At 68.8% G+C, this 15,611-nt stretch carries 18 protein-coding genes; 8 read left to right on the top strand and 10 right to left on the bottom strand.

Features of this window, described 5'->3' with window-relative positions; translation table 11 throughout:
- Positions 1-141 precede the first annotated feature (141 nt).
- The 3 genes from MOQ72_RS18725 (at position 142) to MOQ72_RS18715 (ending at position 3,326) form a co-directional block, all read left to right on the top strand.
- A complete protein-coding gene (locus MOQ72_RS18725; RefSeq protein ID WP_242185077.1) occupies positions 142-1,395 on the top strand; it encodes a DUF6986 family protein in 1,254 nt (417 codons plus the stop codon).
- 165 nt (positions 1,396-1,560) lie between these two features.
- A complete protein-coding gene (locus MOQ72_RS18720; RefSeq protein ID WP_242185076.1) occupies positions 1,561-2,664 on the top strand; it encodes an alcohol dehydrogenase catalytic domain-containing protein in 1,104 nt (367 codons plus the stop codon).
- A 329-nt stretch (positions 2,665-2,993) separates the two neighbouring features.
- A complete protein-coding gene (locus MOQ72_RS18715; protein WP_242185075.1) occupies positions 2,994-3,326 on the top strand; it encodes a hypothetical protein in 333 nt (110 codons plus the stop codon).
- Positions 3,327-3,596: 270 nt separating this feature from the next.
- Here MOQ72_RS18715 and MOQ72_RS18710 read toward each other — a convergent pair whose 3' ends face one another.
- From MOQ72_RS18710 to MOQ72_RS18695, 4 genes are all read right to left on the bottom strand, one after another.
- Positions 3,597-4,553, bottom strand: a complete 957-nt coding sequence (locus tag MOQ72_RS18710) for a serine/threonine-protein kinase (RefSeq protein ID WP_242185074.1) — start codon at positions 4,551-4,553, stop codon at positions 3,597-3,599.
- Between the two features lie 24 nt (positions 4,554-4,577).
- Entirely contained in the window at positions 4,578-4,778 is a 201-nt protein-coding gene (locus tag MOQ72_RS18705; RefSeq protein ID WP_242185073.1) for a hypothetical protein, read from the bottom strand.
- A 185-nt stretch (positions 4,779-4,963) separates the two neighbouring features.
- Positions 4,964-6,025, bottom strand: a complete 1,062-nt coding sequence (locus MOQ72_RS18700; protein WP_242185072.1) for a S8 family serine peptidase — start codon at positions 6,023-6,025, stop codon at positions 4,964-4,966.
- Between the two features lie 195 nt (positions 6,026-6,220).
- The gene (locus MOQ72_RS18695; protein ID WP_242185071.1) at positions 6,221-6,961 is read right to left on the bottom strand and encodes an IclR family transcriptional regulator; all 741 of its coding nucleotides are present in this window, start codon (positions 6,959-6,961) and stop codon (positions 6,221-6,223) included.
- Between the two features lie 94 nt (positions 6,962-7,055).
- Between MOQ72_RS18695 and MOQ72_RS18690 the strand changes: the two genes are divergently transcribed.
- The 3 genes from MOQ72_RS18690 to MOQ72_RS18680 are packed head-to-tail and all read left to right on the top strand — an operon-like array spanning position 7,056 to position 9,090.
- Positions 7,056-8,144, top strand: a complete 1,089-nt coding sequence (locus MOQ72_RS18690; protein ID WP_242185070.1) for an amidohydrolase family protein — start codon at positions 7,056-7,058, stop codon at positions 8,142-8,144.
- On the top strand, positions 8,131-8,517 hold the full coding sequence (locus MOQ72_RS18685; RefSeq protein ID WP_242185069.1) for a Rieske (2Fe-2S) protein: 387 nt from the start codon (positions 8,131-8,133) through the stop codon (positions 8,515-8,517). Before MOQ72_RS18690 ends, MOQ72_RS18685 begins: the two co-directional genes overlap by 14 nt.
- Positions 8,518-8,538: 21 nt before the next feature.
- Positions 8,539-9,090 (top strand): HD domain-containing protein, encoded by a 552-nt coding sequence (locus MOQ72_RS18680; protein WP_242185068.1) that lies wholly within the window; start codon positions 8,539-8,541, stop codon positions 9,088-9,090.
- 73 nt (positions 9,091-9,163) lie between these two features.
- On the opposite strand, the gene MOQ72_RS18675 is transcribed toward MOQ72_RS18680, so the two are convergent.
- The 6 genes from MOQ72_RS18675 to MOQ72_RS18650 form a co-directional block, all read right to left on the bottom strand.
- A complete protein-coding gene (locus MOQ72_RS18675) occupies positions 9,164-10,615 on the bottom strand; it encodes a nucleobase:cation symporter-2 family protein (RefSeq protein ID WP_242185067.1) in 1,452 nt (483 codons plus the stop codon).
- Positions 10,616-10,913: 298 nt separating this feature from the next.
- Positions 10,914-11,804: a factor-independent urate hydroxylase gene (pucL, locus tag MOQ72_RS18670; RefSeq protein WP_242185066.1), complete on the bottom strand. Its 891-nt coding sequence runs from the start codon at positions 11,802-11,804 to the stop codon at positions 10,914-10,916.
- 7 nt (positions 11,805-11,811) lie between these two features.
- A complete protein-coding gene (gene uraH / locus MOQ72_RS18665; RefSeq protein WP_242185065.1) occupies positions 11,812-12,150 on the bottom strand; it encodes a hydroxyisourate hydrolase in 339 nt (112 codons plus the stop codon).
- Positions 12,147-12,659, bottom strand: a complete 513-nt coding sequence (gene uraD / locus MOQ72_RS18660) for a 2-oxo-4-hydroxy-4-carboxy-5-ureidoimidazoline decarboxylase (RefSeq protein WP_242185063.1) — start codon at positions 12,657-12,659, stop codon at positions 12,147-12,149. Before uraD ends, uraH begins: the two co-directional genes overlap by 4 nt.
- 255 nt (positions 12,660-12,914) lie before the next feature.
- On the bottom strand, positions 12,915-13,280 hold the full coding sequence (locus tag MOQ72_RS18655; RefSeq protein WP_443706318.1) for a helix-turn-helix domain-containing protein: 366 nt from the start codon (positions 13,278-13,280) through the stop codon (positions 12,915-12,917).
- Positions 13,281-13,290: 10 nt separating this feature from the next.
- Positions 13,291-13,548, bottom strand: coding sequence for a thiamine-binding protein (locus tag MOQ72_RS18650; RefSeq protein WP_242185061.1), 258 nt, complete (start codon positions 13,546-13,548; stop codon positions 13,291-13,293).
- A 209-nt stretch (positions 13,549-13,757) separates the two neighbouring features.
- Here MOQ72_RS18650 and MOQ72_RS18645 point away from each other — a divergent pair, with 209 nt between their 5' ends.
- Positions 13,758-14,561, top strand: coding sequence for a hydroxypyruvate isomerase family protein (locus MOQ72_RS18645; protein ID WP_242185059.1), 804 nt, complete (start codon positions 13,758-13,760; stop codon positions 14,559-14,561).
- A 66-nt stretch (positions 14,562-14,627) separates the two neighbouring features.
- Positions 14,628-15,566 carry a 2-hydroxy-3-oxopropionate reductase gene (locus MOQ72_RS18640; protein WP_277954308.1) on the top strand — a complete coding sequence of 313 codons (939 nt, stop codon included), beginning with the start codon at positions 14,628-14,630 and terminating at the stop codon, positions 15,564-15,566.
- The last annotated feature ends 45 nt before the right edge of the window (positions 15,567-15,611 follow it).

Below are 15,611 nucleotides of genomic sequence, written 5' to 3'. Positions count from 1 at the left end.
GCTTGTTTTCGTGGGGGGGGGTGGGGCTTCGGTGTGCGTATATGCCGTGGCGCCGCCGGCTTGCCTGTTGTTCTCCTCCACACGGGGGGCGCCTGCCGGGATCGCCCCGGCAGGCGCACGGACCTTTCGAAGGGAGCGCAAGTGGCCAGAACCTCGCTGGAAGCCGCCGAGATCACCCGACGGCTCGCCCGACTGTCCGCTGTGGACGAACACGTCGCCCGCACGTATCCGGGAGCGCGCGCGGCTCGGCAGCCGGTGCACACCTGCTACGTGCCAGCGAACAAGGTGGACGCTGAAACGGTGCGGCAGTGGGGTCGTGAGGCGCTGGCCGCGCTCGACCGGGACGCGGCCCGGCCCGAGGACTTCGTCCAGATCCTGGGCCTGGACCCGCAGGTCGCCCAGGCCGTGCATCCGCGGGTGCAGGCGAAGCTGCGGAACGCTCCGGTGGAGGACCTGCGCATCGACTTCGAGGACGGCTACGGCCGCCCCGCCGACGAAGTCGAGGACGCCGACGCCGAGCGCACCGCCGGGGTGGTCGTCGGCTGGCTGCGCGACGGCGCGGAGCCAGCGAACTTCGGCCTGCGGGTCAAGTCCTTCGACACCCCTGAGCTGCGGACCCGTTCGGTGCGCACGCTGGACATCTTCCTCACCGCGCTGCTGCAGCAGTGGGGCAGCTTGCCCGCTGGGTTCGTGCTCACCTTCCCGAAGGTCGTCGACGTCGCGCAGCTCGACGTGTTCGTCGAGCTGCTGGAGCTCTTCGAGCAGCAGTTGGGCCTGCCGGAGAAGTCGTTGCGCTTCGAGATCCAGGTGGAGACCACGCAATCCATCGTTGATTCGCAGGGGCGGTTCGCGCTGCCGCTGTTCCTGCGGGCTGGCCGCGGGCGGGTCACCGGGCTGCACTTCGGCACTTACGACTACACCGCCGGCTGCGGGCTGACCGCCGCGCACCAGCACCTCGCGCACCGCGCCTGCGACTTCGCGCGGCACGCGATGCAGGTGTCGGCCGCCGGAACCGGGGTGTTCCTGTCGGACGGCTCGACGAACGTGCTCCCGGTCGGCGACCAGGTGCACCACGGCTGGCGAATCCACTACGAGCTCACCCGCCGCTCGCTGGAGCACGGCTTCTACCAGGGCTGGGACATGCACCCGGCGCAGCTGGTGACCCGCTACGCGGCGGTGTTCGCGGCTTTCCGGGACTCCGCCCCGGCTGAAGCCGCGCGGCTGGCGGCGTACGCGTCGGCCAGTGGTGGCGCGGTGCTGGACGAGCCCGCGACCGCGCGAGCGCTGGCGGCGTCCTTCGTGCGGGCGTTGGACAACGGCGGCACCGATGCGGACGAGGTCAAGCAGCTGACCGGGCTGTCCGAGTCGGAGATCCGCAAACTCGGGCGCCTCTGACCACGTTTCGGTGAACAGTCAAGGGCACCTTCGACCGAGTAAGCCGGTCAAGGGTGCCCTTCAGTCGCCGTAGCCGCGTGCTTCTCGCATGGTGGGCGGCCCACTGGACAAGACCCGTTCGGCGTGAGCGGATGGGCGTGGATCCGCTGGCGAAGGAGCGTGGTGATGAAGATCAGGGGTGCGGTGCTGCAGGAGTGCGGTCGGCCGGGGCCGTGGGAGAAGTCGCAACCGCTCGCGGTCACCGAACTCGACCTCGACGAGCCGGGGCCCGGTGAGCTCCTGGTTCGGCTGGAGGCGGCCGGAGTCTGCCACTCCGATCTGTCCGTTGTGGACGGCAACCGGGTGCGGCCGGTGCCGATGCTGCTCGGGCACGAGGCGTGCGGCCGGGTCGACAAGGTCGGCGCCGGAGTCACGGATCTCGCCGAGGGCCAGCGGGTGGTCCTGTACTTCGTGCCCCGGTGCGAGGAATGCGACGCGTGTCGCGCGGGCGGGCGGCAGCTGTGCTCACCGGGCTGGGCGGCCAACGGTGCGGGCACGCTGCTCTCCGGGGCTCGCCGCCTGCACTGGGACGACCGGGAGGTGCACCACCACTGCGGCGTTTCCGGATTCGCCACGCACGCGGTGGTGGACCGCCACTCCGTGGTGCCGATCGCCGACGACGTGCCGCCGGAGATCGGTGCGCTGCTCGGGTGCGCGGTGCTGACTGGTGGCGGTGCGGTGAAGAACGCGGCCCGGTTGGAGCCGGGCGAGGACGTCACGGTGGTCGGCGTCGGCGGAGTCGGTATGGCCGCGGTGCTCGTCTCGCTCGCCTGCGGGGCCGGGAGCGTGACCGTCGTCGATCCGTTGCCGGGCAAGCGGTCCCGCGGCCTTGAGCTCGGTGCGGCGAAGGCGTTGACGCCGGAGGAGGCGGTCGAGTCCAGGCACAAGACGTCGGTGGTCGTCGAGGCGAGCGGCAACGCGAAGGCGTTCGAGACGGCCGTTTCGGTGACCGCACCCGCCGGTCGGACGGTGTCGGTCGGTCTGGCTTCGCCGGAGGCGCGCAGCAGCATCTCGCCGTTGGCGCTGGTCAGCGAGACCCGCACGATCATCGGCTCGTTCCTGGGCTCCGGGCTGCCCGCCCGTGACATCCCGGAGTACGCGGACCTGTGGCGGTCGGGCAAGCTGCCGGTCGACCAACTGGTGTCGGGCACGATCGAGCTGGACGAGATCAACCACGCGATGGACGAGCTCGCCGCTGGCCGAGCCATGCGCCAGGTCATCCGCTTCTGACCCCGAGCGGTGGTTCGCGCTGCCTGGAGCTTCTTCGGTCCCGATCAGCGCAGGCGGTTGTCGGGCTGATGACGGCTAGGAGGCTTGCCGGTTTTGCCTAGAACTGGCACCCGGCGGGCCGTGGCATTGGCAGTTTTGGCTGACTCCGCGAGGCATTTCCCAGCTTCCGGGTGGTGTTCCAGCGTCCGTGCGGGCGGCGGAACTGGCGATTTCGCACGAAATCGCTGCGGTCATACCTACGGGTGGCTTCCAGTGGGCTGGGCGAATCGTGCGCGCCGTACGACTGGAGCGGCTAACGTCGCGCTTCGGTGCCGCAGGAGGGGATGATCATGGCAGAGCAGACCGATCGGGCCGACATCCTGGAGACGCTTGCCGAACGGTTGGGCAAGCACCAGGTCTTCGGCGAGCCCGTCCAGCAAGGCGACACCACTCTGGTGCCGGTGGCCAGCATCCGCGTCGGCGGCGGTCGCCGGGGTCGCCCGAGCGACGACGGTCGAGGTGTCGGTGTGGTCTCCCGCCCCGTCGGCGCGTTCTCGATCTCCGCCGACGGCGAGGTCGCCTGGCACGCGGCGGTCAGCGTCAACCGGATCGTCTGGGGCGGCCAGTTCGCCCTCGCCGCCGTGCTCATCGCCTTCGCGATTGCCTTCCGCCGCAAGCGCTGAACAACTTTTCGAGGTGAGGGGCACCCGGGACCAAGTTAGAACTCGCGCGGATTGGGCATGTCGAGGGGGTCGTCAGGCAAGCGGCGTCAGCCGCTTCCTCCCACCCTCGCAGCTTGCGCCGCCGCGGGTTCTCAGAGGTTTTCTCGCGAGGACAGCCCCGACGTGGTGTATTTGGACATACATGATGTCGGGGATCCCACAGCGAGAAGACCTCTGAGGTTCCGCTACCCGCACCGCCACGCAAGCCAATCCGCGCACCCTCTTAGTTGGTCACGGGTGCCCCTCACCTGTGGTTTCTTCGGACGGTGGGGGTTCTTCGGTGCCGATGGTTTCCGGGTTCATGCCGGACCAGGCGATCAGGCGAGCCGAGACCTCTTCGACGGTCGGGCGGGCCTTCGGATCCGGGTCTAGGCAGGCGTCCACCGTCCGGGACAGTGCCGCGGGCAACCGCCGGTGGGTGCGCAGCGGCGCGGCGGTGCGGTCCCGTTGCGGGTAGTAGCGGGTGCCGTTGGCGCTGCGTTCCCGGTGCGACACGTCGGCCCACGGCGTGGTGCCGGACAGGCCCTCGTACAACGTGATGCCGAGCCCCCAGGTGTCGACCGCCGGGGTCATCTCGCCGCCGTTGGCCTGTTCGGGGGACAGGTAGTCGAAGGTCCCGGCCGAGCTGTGCTCGCCGATGCGGCACGCCAAGCTGAGGTCGAGCAGCACCGCGCGGCCACCGATCTCGACCACATTGGACGGTTTCACGTCGAGGTGCACCCAGCCGCGCCGATGCAGGTAGCCCAGCACCGAGCACAGCTGGATGCCCAACACCGCGGTGTCGATCGGCCGCAGTCGACCGAACTGCTCGATCAGGTAGCTCAGGGTGTGACCGGGCAGCGTCTCGGTGATCACGGCCGGGCGCACCGGTTGTTCGGTCTGCACGATCTCGTAGCCGCGCACCAGATGCGGATGCGTGAACTGGGTCAGCAGCACACCTTCGTTGCGCAGCCACCCCACCGCCCGCTCGTCCGGGGCACGTTCCGGCCGAACGGTCTTGGCGATGCAACGGCAGGCCCGCTGTTCGCTCCACACGTCGTAGACGTCGAGCCGACTGCCGCGGCGCAGGTGGTCGACGACCCGGTAACCGGGTGCCAGCGATTCACCTGGTGTCAGCGGCGATCCCGGCGGTCCCCAGTCCAGGTCCGGTTCGCCGTAGTAGTAGGAGTCCAACGAGTCGATCAACACCGAACAGAGCCGATTTGCACGCGATCAGCTGTGGCTGCGACGCCGGTAGTAGCCGCCGCTGCTGCTGCGGGAGCGGTGCCGCCGATGGCCGTGGCCGCTGCTGCTGTCGTGCCGACGGCGGTGTCCACTGCTGGAATGCCTGCGGCGGTGACCACTGCTGGAGTAGTGCCCGTGCGAGTGGTGCTTCGCTGGCGACACCATCTTGAACAACTTCGAAAGGTCCATCGGCCCACGCTCCCGGATCGGTCGGTACCCCGCGCGGTTACGCGGTGCACTGATCATTGTCCCCAGATTCGGACGCGCGGTCGAGGAATTTTGCACCTTTTCTGCCGCGGCGCGCCGTGCTGCGGGTCGTGAGTGGTAATAGCCGCAAGAACGACCAGCACCACTCACGACCGATCAATGCCTGGTCACAGCGGTTGTTGGACGGCTGCGGCGGCATCGACGACGCCGTAGCCGTACAGCGGGGTGAAAACGCCGCGAAGTTCCAACAGCGGTGTGCGCGCACTGTGCATCAGCGCCTGCTCTACTCCATCTGCGTTGCGGCCCTGTGCACCGAGTAACGCCGCGACGCCCGCGACGTGCGGGGCGGCCATCGACGTTCCGGCGAACGCGTCGTAGTCGCCCTGCCCGCAGTCCGGCGAACCGGCACCTCGCGGCACCGTGGACCAGATGTCGCCGTCGCAGTCCTGCAACGACGAACCGCCCGGCGCGGCCACCACCTTGGTGTCCAGCTTGATGCCGAGGTTCGAGTACACCGAGTGGAGCTCGTCGGCGTCCGTCGCGGTGACGCACAGCGCGCCCGCCTCCCACGACGGCGTGTCGCACAGCGGCGCGGTTTCGTTGCCCGCCGAGGCCACCACGACCACGCCGCGCTCGCGTGCGTACGCGATGGCGTCCTTCGTTTCGGTGGTCAATCCGAGCAGCGTCAGCAGTTGCGAGCCGGGCTGCGCGCCGAGGCTGAGGTTCACCACGTTCGCGCCGTGATCTGCCGCGTAGCGGATCCCCGCGCCGATGTCGGCGAAGGTGCCGGAACCGTTCTCCAGCGCCTTGATCGGCATGATCCGCGCGTCCGGCGCGACCCCGGCGATCCCGATCCCGTTGTCCGCCACCGCCGCTGCGATGCCCGCGACGTGCGTGCCGTGGCTGTCGACCTGCTGGCCCACGCCGTCGACGCCCCGCCAGTCGCCGTTGCCGCACGGTGCCGGTTGCGCGCCGCAACCGGCGAAAGTCGCGCCCGGCACCAGTTTCGGTGCCAGGTCCGGGTGTCCGAGGTCGACGCCGGTGTCCACCACGGCGATGATCTGGCCAGCGCCGGTGCTGCTCGTCCAGGCCTCAGGGGCCCGGATCTGCGCGAGTCCCCACTGCTTCGCACTGAGCGGGTCACCGGCGGACTGCGCGGTCGCGGCCGTCTGGGTCGCGAAGACCGACAAGCCGACCAATCCGGCGGTGATCAGGGCCCGCATCCGCATTGCGTCTCCCAACGTTGGCACGAGATTCGATTGATCAACGAATCCGAGCCGACGTTGTTGCGCGGGCAACGGCAAGAGCGGCCGTTCGCCGAGGCAAGTTCGGACGCCTGGCCCAATACCGGTGCCGGGTATGCGGTTTTCCTCCGGGAACTCCCACGCCGGTGCGGCGCGAACCTGCCCGGCGGTGGGCTCGTTTCAGCCGGTGAAACCCAACCGGGCGCTGAGGTCGTCGGCCGCCGCGCGGCACGTCCGGCCGAGTTCGCGCAGGGCCGGTTCGGGTAGCCGGTAGTCCGGCCCGGTGATGTTGAGCGCCGCGACGCACTGCCCGCCCGGCCCGAAAACCGGTGCGGCGACACCGCACATGCCGGTTTCGAGCTCCGATCGGGCGGTGGCCCAGCCGCGGCGGCGGATCTCGTCGATCTCGTTCTTGAGCTCGTCCGGGTCGGTGATGGTGTGCTCGGTGAGCGCTTCCAGCTGACTGGATTCCAGCGGGGCGGCGAAGGCGAGGAACACCTTGCCGTCGGAGGTGGCGTGCAGCGGATAGCGCCGACCGATCCACTGCCGCGCGCCGATCACGTGCCGACCGGGCGACTCGGCGATGTCCACCGCCTGATCGCCGTCCAGTGTGGACAGTGCGACGGTCTCGCCGACCTCGTCGACCAGCCTGTTCATGATCTCGCGCGCCTCCGAGACCAGGTCGTGGTCGAGGAAGCCGAGCATGCCGAGGCGGCGCAGCTCCGGGCCGACCCGGTAGCGCTCGCTGCCGGTGGCCCGTTCCAGGAAGCCGCGCAGCGCGAGCGTGGCCGCCAGCCGGGAGGCGTTGCTGTGGTGCACCTGCAACGCCTCGGCGAGCTCGCCGACGGACAACTCCCGGTGGTCGCGGTCGAAAGCCTGCAGCAGTTGCAGCGCCCGGTCCACCGTTTCAAGCGGCTTCATGGCTCCGATTATGCGTTCCTCGATCGGATCATTGACAGCTGTATCGTGCGATATCAGCATAGTGGTGCTATTTGCGCACAACCGAGGAGTCGGCATGATCGACTGCGACGTGCACAACGGCTGGAACTCCGCCCGCGAGCTGCTGCCGTACCTGGACCGCAACTTCCGCGACTACCTGGACCGCGGTGAGCTGCCGGGCGGCGCGGATTCCTTCCCGCACGCGCACCGCCCTTGGCTGCATCCCGAGGGCTACATCCGCTACGACACCGTCCCGCCGGATGGCGGCGCACCCGGCACCGACTACGCGTTCATGCGCGAGCAACTGCTCGATCGCTACGACGTGGACTACGCGATCCTGCTCGGCGAGGAATCCGTCGAGGTGTCCACGCTCGCCAACCCGTACTACGCAAGTGCGCTGGCCCGCGCCTACAACGACTGGGTGCTGGACACCTGGGCCCGCTACGACGAGCGGTTCCGCGTCTCCATCGTCATCGCGCCGCAGGATCCGCACGGCGCCGCCGCGGAGATCCGGCGGCTCGGCGATCATCCGCAGGTGGTGCAGGCGCTGGTGACGTCCGGATCGCAGCGCCCCTACGGCGACCCCTGCTACCACCCGATCTGGGCGGCCGCCTCGGAGATGGGGCTGCCGATCGCCGCGCACCTGGGCGGCACCAGCGGCGTCAACGTCAACCCGACCGGCACCGGCCCGCCGACGTTCTACTGGGAAGCGCACGCCATGCTCTGCGAGTCGGGCATGGGACACGTCGCCAGCGTGCTCGCGCACGGCATCCCCGAGAAGTACCCGGGCACCAGCTTCGTGCTGGTCGAGTGCGGCGTGGCGTGGTTGCCCGCGGTGCTGTGGCGGCTCGACGCCGACTACCAGGCGCTGCGCAAGGAAACCCCGTGGCTCAAGCGGCTGCCCAGCGAGTACGCCCGCGAGTTCGTCCGGGCCACCACCCAACCGCTGGAACGGCCGAAGAACCCGGACGCGCTGTGGACCGCGCTGGCCGACATCGGTGCCCAGGACATGCTGATGTTCTCCTCGGACTACCCGCACTGGGATTTCGACGACCCGTACAAGACCAGGTTCCCCGACGAGTGGCGGGACGCGGTCCTGGACGGCAACGCGCGGCGGCTCTACCGGCTCCCGGTCCGGACGGAGGCCGCGAGTGCGAACGCTTGAGCCGGACTCGGCCGGTCGGGTGGTGGTCTGCCGGTCCGACGAACTGCGCGACGGTGACCGGTTGCTGTTCCGGGTGGGGCGTCGGAAGATCGGGCTCTTCCGCTCCGGCGGGCGGTTCTTCGCGTTGCACGGCACCTGTCCGCACGCGGGCGGCGCGTTGTGCGAGGGACCGTTGACCGGCACCGCGCTGCCCACCGATTCCTACCGCTACGAATACGGCAAGGACGGCCAGGTCCTGCGATGTGCCTGGCACGGTTGGGAATTCGACATCACCACCGGCCGGTCCCTGGTCGATCCGAAGATGCGGGCCAGGACCTATCCGGTGCACGTCGACGATGGCGATGTCGTGGTCGAGCTGCGACGGCGGCAGTAGCGCGGGACGAGAGGGGAACAGATGCGCACGGTCAGCTTCACGCAGATGTCCGAGGGGACGCGCGAGGACTACCTGTTGTTGGCAGAGTTGGAAGAACGGCAGGTGCGCGAGCTGCCGGACCGGCTGCTGAAGGCGTTGGAAGCGCTGCAGAACAGCTTCGACGGCTACCAGGTGTCCCGCTACGAGCACAGCCTCCAGGCGGCGACGCGAGCGCACCGCGACGGCCGCGACGAGGAGTACGTCGTCGCGACGCTGCTGCACGACCTGGGCGACGACCTGGCGCCGGAGAACCACAGCGAGTTCGCGGCGGTGATCCTGCGGCCGTACGTGCGCGACGAGGTGCACTGGATCATCAAGCACCACGGCGCTTTCCAGATGTACTACTACGCACACCACTACGGCCTGGACCGCAACGTCCGGGACCGCTACCGGGACAGCCCGCACTACCAGGCATGCGTCGACTTCTGCGAGCGCTACGACCAGTCCAGCTTCGACCCGGCCTACGACACGCTCCCGCTGGAGTTCTTCGAACCCATGGTGCGAAGGGTGTTCGCCAAGCCCAAGCATTCGTGAGGTGAGGGGCACCCTTTACCAACTTACTTGGTAAAGGGTGCCCCTCACTCCTCACCTGAATGGGGTTGTGCGCTCACGAGCTGTGCTTTTCGGATTCCTGTTCTGATGCTCGGGGCTCCGGGACTTCGCCGACGGCCGCGTCAGCGGGCACCGTCGGCGCTGACTCGGGTGGCTGCTTGCGCATCGCGTTGAACAGCAGGTTCAGCAGCAGGGCCGCTAGGCAGCCGGTGCTGATGCCGGAGTCGAGCACGGTCCGCATCGCGGCCGGGAAGTGCTCGTAGAACTGCGGCGCGACGACCGGGATCAGGCCGATGCCCAGCGACCCCGCCACGACCAGCGAGTTGAACGGATCGCCCAGATCAGACTTGCCGAGTGTGCGGATCCCGCTGGTGGCCACCGAACCGAACAGCACCAGCGCGGCACCGCCGAGCACCGGCTGCGGGACCAGCGACACGACAGCGCCGACCACCGGGAACAGGCCCAGCAGCACCAGCACACCGCCCGCGGTGGCGACCACGTACCGGCTGCGGACCCTGGTCAGCGCCACCAGACCGATGTTCTGCGCGAACGCGCTGCAGGTGAAACCGCCGAACACGGCGCTGAGCGCACTACCGGCGCCGTCGGCGCGCAGCCCGGCCGCGATGGTCCGCTCGTCCGCTGGTCGGTCCACGATCTCGCCGAGCGCGATCATGTCCGCGGTGCTCTCCATCATCGCCACCAGCATCACGATGCAGATCGAGATGGTCGCGGTGAGGTTGAACGTCGGCATGCCCAGTTCGAACGGCGTCGGCACGTTGAACAGCGGCGCGGACTCGAACGTGGTGGTGTCGATCAACCCGACCGGCCAGGCGACCAGGGTGCCCGCCACGAGCCCGATGAGCAGCGCGATCCGATTCCAGAAGCCCTTGAGGAACCGGTTGAACAACAGCACCAGCACGAAGGTCAGCGCACCGAGCGCGATCTTCTCCGGCGCGGCGTAGTCGGGCGCTTCCGGGTCCTGCCCGGCGATCCACTTGATGCCGACCGGCATCAGCGACAATCCGATGAGCGTGATGACCGTGCCGTTGACCACCGGCGGGAAGAACCGCACCAGCCGGGAGAAGTAGGGCGCGGCCACGAAGGCCAGCACCCCGGCGATCAGCACCGAACCGTAGATGACCGACAGCGGGTTCTGCTGGCCCTGCTGCGCGACGATGGCCAGCATCGGTGCCACCGAACCGAAGGTGACCCCGTTGACGAACGGCAGCCGCGCGCCGATCTTCCACACCCCGAGCGACTGGAGCATGGTGGCCAGCCCAGCGGTCAACAGGCTCGCCCCGATCAGCAGGGTCATCTGCAGCGGCGGCAGGCCGATCGCCTCGCCGACGATCAGCGGTGGCGCCACCACACCGGCGTACATCGCGGCGATGTGCTGGACGCCGAAGGCGAGCATCCGGGTCGGTGGCAGCACCTCGTCCACCGGGTGCACATCGGCGGGTTGTCCGTTCCGGGTGCCGCGGTTGCGGCGGACCTTGAAGAGGGCCATGAGGACTCCTGGGCCGCTGGGCTTGGTCGGTTCAAGTCACTATCAACGCCGGGTTTTTCGCGTGTTGCCTGGTATTGCCGGGAAATTAACCTTCGGTCCACAGTGGAGCGGAGGTTGCTCGGGAGCGTGCTCGACGCCCGGAGCCGGAAAGCGATCGGGGCCACCAGGAATCCCCGGTGGCCCCAGCTGCGGATCAACGGTGATCCTTCTCAGCGAGTGCGCGTCCTCGAAGCGGCTGCTTCGGACCCACCGCCGCGGGAGGTGTGCCAATTTCGCGAGAAATCGCCCCGTTCCCACCTCAGAACTCGGGAAGGCTGTACCACGCTTGGGGTGCCTCTTCGACGTCGTCGCGAGTGATGACACCTTCGATCAGGCCGTACGGGCGGTCCGCGGCGAAGAACACCTCGTTGTTGTTCTCCAGCCCGCAGTAGGAGAGGTCGACCAGGAAATGGTGCTTGTTCGGCAGCGACAGCCGCACCTCGGCCACCTCCGGGTGCTTCGCCAGCACCGCCTTGCCCATCTCGTACAGGCTCTGCTGCAAGGCCAGGCTGTGCGTGCTGGCGAACGCCTCCAGCATCGTCGCCCGGATCGACTCGAAGCTCTTGCCCCAGTCCACGTCGGTGCGCAGGTAACGCCAGCGGGCGGTGACCGCGGTGGCCAGGATCCGGTCGTCGGTCTCGGCCAGCGTGGTGTACCTGTCCTTGGGATAGCCCCAGAATTCCGAACCGGTGGACTTCAGCACCACCAGGTCCTTCAGCCCGGACACCACGTGCGCCCGGTCGCCGTCGATGGTGACGGCGGTGGTCCGCTTCTCGTCGCTGGCCCGCGAGAACGAGTGGTCGTGGCCGGTGCCGCCGACCGGGATCCGCTGCCAGCTGTACTCGTCGATGAGGATCCGCGCACCCGTGACCGGTTCCTGGGTGGCGACGAAGTGCCGTCCCAGCCGCAGCGCGAAGTCCTCGATCTCGCCGATCGGCGCTTCCTTGGCGAAGGCGTAGACGGTGTTCTTCTGCGTGTCGGTCGGCAGCACGTTGGCGTTGTCGCCGGTCAGGTGCGCCGACCGGAAGTCGCCGCGCAGCGAGGTGCTGACGTTGAGGTCCTTGATGTTGTGCCGCTGGGTGTCCCGGTTCACCGCGACGATGCGGACCTCGGCCTTGCCGTACTGGTTGGGGCCCATGACGATGCCCATGGGTTGATCAGCTCCCTCGGTAGGTGGAGTAGGCGAACGGGCTCAGCAGCAGCGGAACGTGGTAGTGCTGCGCCGGGTCGGCGATCCGGAAGGTGATCTGCACCTGCGGGTAGAACGTCGCGACGCCCTGGCGGTCGAAGTACTCGCCGGTGTCGAAGGTGAGCCGGTAGTCCCCGGCGGCGAGCCGATCCGGGCCCAGCTTCCTGATCCGGCCGTCGTCATCGGTCCGGCTCTCGGCCAACGCCGTCCAGTCGGCCGGGGTTTCGGCGCTCTCCAGCCGGATCGCGACTCCGGCGGCGGGCGTGCCGCGCGCGGCATCGAGCACGTGGGTGGTGACGGCACTCATCCTTCGATCACCTTCGCCAATCTCAGACGTGCGATCTTGCGGAGTTCGTCGGCGACGATCCGCAGTTCGGTTTCCGGGTCGTTGTCGAGGCGGGAATGCAGCATGTCCAGCAGTTCGGCGCCGCTGCGACCACTGGCGCAGACCAGGTACACGTGCCCGAACCGGCGTTCGTACGCCTCGTTGCCCTCGCGCAGCGCGCGGGCCAACTCGGCATCGCCGCTGTCCACCCCAGACTGCTCGCGGCGCGAGAACTTGGCCGAGGTGTCCCCGCCCTGCGCGCGCTCACCGATGCGCGGGTGCGCGTCGAGGGCGGTGTGGATCTCCTCGGCGGTCAGTTCAGGGGCCGCGTCGTCGGCGGCCCGGTAGAACGCGTCGACGTCGGAGAACGGCCGCTGGTCGGCGATGTCGGCGGCCCAGCGCGGGACGTCCAGGCAGGCGAGCAGGTGTTGGACGAATTCCGGGCGGGGCAGACCGTTGAGCCGGTCCAGTTCGGTGGCTGGTGTTGACATCGGAAATCCCCACAGGATGCGCGGCCCGAAGTTGGCTGTTCGGGAGTGGCGGAGGCGGACGAGAGTCCGAGCATGCCTGAGCTGTGTCGCGGTTGCCGGTCACGAGCTCCGGTGCGGCAAAAGCTACGACCGCCTTCTGCCGAGTGTCAACACTTTGTTGAAAAATCCTGGTGACGCTGGCTGGAGGATGGCACCCGGAGTCTGTTGGTGATCTTGCGTCGGGTGTCGGCCAAGCCTGGACAGCCGGGCCGGGTTTCAGGTGCGGTCGGGTTGCTCGCGGTTGAGGTAGTTGTAGACCGTGAAGCGGCTGACGCCGAGCGCCTTGGCCACCGTTTCCACCGACTTGCGCAGGTTGAACGCCCCGCGTTCTTCGAGGAGCCGGACGGCGCGCTGCTTGTCCGGGCGCGGCAGGTCCGGCAGGCGTCCGCCGAGTTCCCCTTCGACCGCCCGGATCAACCGGTCGAGGGCGCTGGTCAACTCTTCGCCGGGCAGCCGCACGGCGATCGCCGGGGTGCCCTCCCAGTGCAGGACGATGTCGCCGGGCTCGCGCTCGTCGAGTGGTACGGCGGTGCCGCCGACGTGCTCCAGCAGCGGGGCGATCGCGTTGGCGAGCGGATGCACGCTGACCAGCCTAAACCTGACCGTCGTCGGCTTCGCCGACGGTCACCTGCAGGGTGATCCGGTGCGCTCCGGCGGTCAGCGCGGTGTCCAGCACGGCGGCCAGCGCGGGCAGCAGCGCCTCGCGTTCGCCGCTGATCGACGTGCCCAGCGGACCGAACTCGGGCTCCAGGCCAGCGGTGCGCAGGTAGTCACGAGCGGCCACGGCATGCGCCGGTGGCTCGCCCTCGCCTTCGAAGGGCTCGGTGGTGAACTCGGCTCGCAAGATCATTGGTGTGACCTCCTGTTCGCACCGTATCCGCCGAGGTGGCCCGGCGGCTCCTGGCTCGCGGCGAACGCGCTTCTTCGCAGGTCGCAACGCTGCTTGTGACCGGTGAGTAACCCCGAAGGGGCGTTGACCGGCAGGAGCGTTGTCGCTAGCCTATCGTTGTACGAAATAAGACTTCCACAATCTGGAAAATATTCCCGAGGGGGGTGCCGATGAATCCGAACCGATACGAAGTCAACCTCTCGATCCTGTTCACCGAACTGGACCTGCTGGATCGACCCGCCGCGGCCAAAGCGGCCGGATTCGACGGGGTGGAGTTCTGGTGGCCGTTCCCGGTCGCGGTGCCCGCCGATCGTGACGTGGACCGGTTCGTGCAGGCCATCTCCGACGCGGGAGTTTCCCTGGTAGGGCTGAACTTCTTCGCCGGGGACATGCCCGCCGGGGACCGCGGTGTGCTGTCCAATCCGGACCGGGCGGGCGAATTCGCCGACAACGTCGACGTTGCCGTCGGTATCGGCGAACGCCTGGGCTGCCGCGCGTTCAACGCCCTGTACGGCAACCGGATCGACGGCGTCGACCCGGCCGTGCAGGACCAGGTGGCCACCGAGAACTTGGTGCGCGCGGCGAAGGTGGTCGCCCGCATCGACGGTGTCGTGCTGATCGAGCCGGTCAGCGGAATGCCCGCGTACCCGCTGAAGAAGGCCACCGACGCGCTCGCGGTGATCGACCGGGTGCACAACGAGGGCGGCGTGGACAACCTGCGCCTGCTGTACGACCTGTACCACCTGACCGTCAACGGCGACGATCCGGACGCGGTGATCGACCGCCACGCCCGGACCATCGGGCACGTGCAGATCGCCGACGCGCCGGGCCGCAACGAGCCGGGCACCGGTGAGATCGACTTCGAGCACTACTTCGAAAAGCTCGACGCGGCGGGCTACACCGGCCGCATCGGACTGGAGTACAAGCCCAGCGGAGCCAGCGCGGACAGCTTCGGCTGGATCAAGCGCGACTGAGCGGTGCCGGTCGAGCCTGGCGAAAGCGGCTGCGCCGCTTGCAAGAACGAGCGGTCGTGAGTGGTTCTGGTCGCGGTAGCAACCGTTCCCGCTCACGACCGGCACAACCACGGAGGTACTTCAACCATGAGCAAGGTCGGATTCATCGGACTGGGCATCATGGGCGGCCCGATGGCCGCCAATCTGGTCAAGGCGGGCCACGAGGTCATCGGCTGCGACCGCAGCCAGGCCAGGGTCGACCAGCTGCTCGCCGACGGCGGCAAGGCAGCGGCGAACGTGGCCGACGCGGTCAGCGACGCCGAGGTCATCATCACCATGCTGCCGGACTCGCCGGACGTCGAGGGCGTCGTGTTGGGCGAGGACGGCGTGCTGGCCAACGCCCGGCAAGGCGCGCTGCTCATCGACTGCAGCACGATCCGCCCCGACGTCTCCCGCCGGGTTGCCGAGGCCGCCGCCGAGAAGGGCGTGCGGGCGCTCGACGCGCCGGTCAGCGGTGGTGAGCCGAAGGCGATCGACGGCTCCTTGTCGATCATGGTCGGCGGCGAGGCGGACGTCTTCGCGGCGGCGGCCGAGATCCTCGGTGCGGTCGGCACCACGGTCGTCCACGTCGGACCGGCCGGTGCCGGGCAGACCGTCAAGGCGGCCAACCAGCTCATCGTCGCGGGCAACATCGGGCTGCTCGCGGAGGCGCTGGTGTTCCTGGAAGCGCACGGAGTCGACACCGAGGCGGGCTTGAAGGTGCTCGGCGGCGGACTCGCGGGCAGCACCGTGCTGGACGCCAAGGGCGAGAAGATGCGCAACCGCGAGTTCGCGCCCGGTTTCCGGATCGAGTTGCACCACAAGGACATGGGGATCGTGCAGGCAGCCGCTCGTGAAGCTGGCGTGACGATTCCGCTCGGCGCCCTGGTCAGCCAGCTCGTCGCCGCGGCCTTCGTGCAGGGCGACGGCAAGCTGGACCACTCCGCGCTGTTCAAGCAGATCACCCAGCTCAACGGCCGCGAGTGAGACCACGCGGTGCCTGCGCGGAGCGCCCCTCGCCTCCGGCTCCGC

Origin of the sequence: Saccharopolyspora soli (assembly GCF_022678645.1) — a bacterium.
Lineage (GTDB): Bacteria > Actinomycetota > Actinomycetes > Mycobacteriales > Pseudonocardiaceae > Saccharopolyspora > Saccharopolyspora soli.
Note: the sequence above shows the minus strand (reverse complement) of the source record. Positions and strands in the feature narration are given on the sequence as shown.

Bases quoted from the DNA above. Each gene is read 5' to 3' on its own strand.
- MOQ72_RS18720 (WP_242185076.1), top strand. From the start codon at position 1,561: ATGAAGATCAGGGGTGCGGTGCTGCAGGAGTGCGGTCGGCCGGGGCCG.
- MOQ72_RS18715 (WP_242185075.1), top strand. From the start codon at position 2,994: ATGGCAGAGCAGACCGATCGGGCCGACATCCTGGAGACGCTTGCCGAA.
- MOQ72_RS18705 (WP_242185073.1), bottom strand. From the start codon at position 4,778: ATGGACCTTTCGAAGTTGTTCAAGATGGTGTCGCCAGCGAAGCACCAC.
- MOQ72_RS18700 (WP_242185072.1), bottom strand. From the start codon at position 6,025: ATGCGGATGCGGGCCCTGATCACCGCCGGATTGGTCGGCTTGTCGGTC.
- MOQ72_RS18695 (WP_242185071.1), bottom strand. From the start codon at position 6,961: ATGAAGCCGCTTGAAACGGTGGACCGGGCGCTGCAACTGCTGCAGGCT.
- MOQ72_RS18690 (WP_242185070.1), top strand. From the start codon at position 7,056: ATGATCGACTGCGACGTGCACAACGGCTGGAACTCCGCCCGCGAGCTG.
- MOQ72_RS18680 (WP_242185068.1), top strand. From the start codon at position 8,539: ATGCGCACGGTCAGCTTCACGCAGATGTCCGAGGGGACGCGCGAGGAC.
- MOQ72_RS18675 (WP_242185067.1), bottom strand. From the start codon at position 10,615: ATGGCCCTCTTCAAGGTCCGCCGCAACCGCGGCACCCGGAACGGACAA.
- pucL (WP_242185066.1), bottom strand. From the start codon at position 11,804: ATGGGCATCGTCATGGGCCCCAACCAGTACGGCAAGGCCGAGGTCCGC.
- uraH (WP_242185065.1), bottom strand. From the start codon at position 12,150: ATGAGTGCCGTCACCACCCACGTGCTCGATGCCGCGCGCGGCACGCCC.
- uraD (WP_242185063.1), bottom strand. From the start codon at position 12,659: ATGTCAACACCAGCCACCGAACTGGACCGGCTCAACGGTCTGCCCCGC.
- MOQ72_RS18650 (WP_242185061.1), bottom strand. From the start codon at position 13,548: ATGATCTTGCGAGCCGAGTTCACCACCGAGCCCTTCGAAGGCGAGGGC.
- MOQ72_RS18645 (WP_242185059.1), top strand. From the start codon at position 13,758: ATGAATCCGAACCGATACGAAGTCAACCTCTCGATCCTGTTCACCGAA.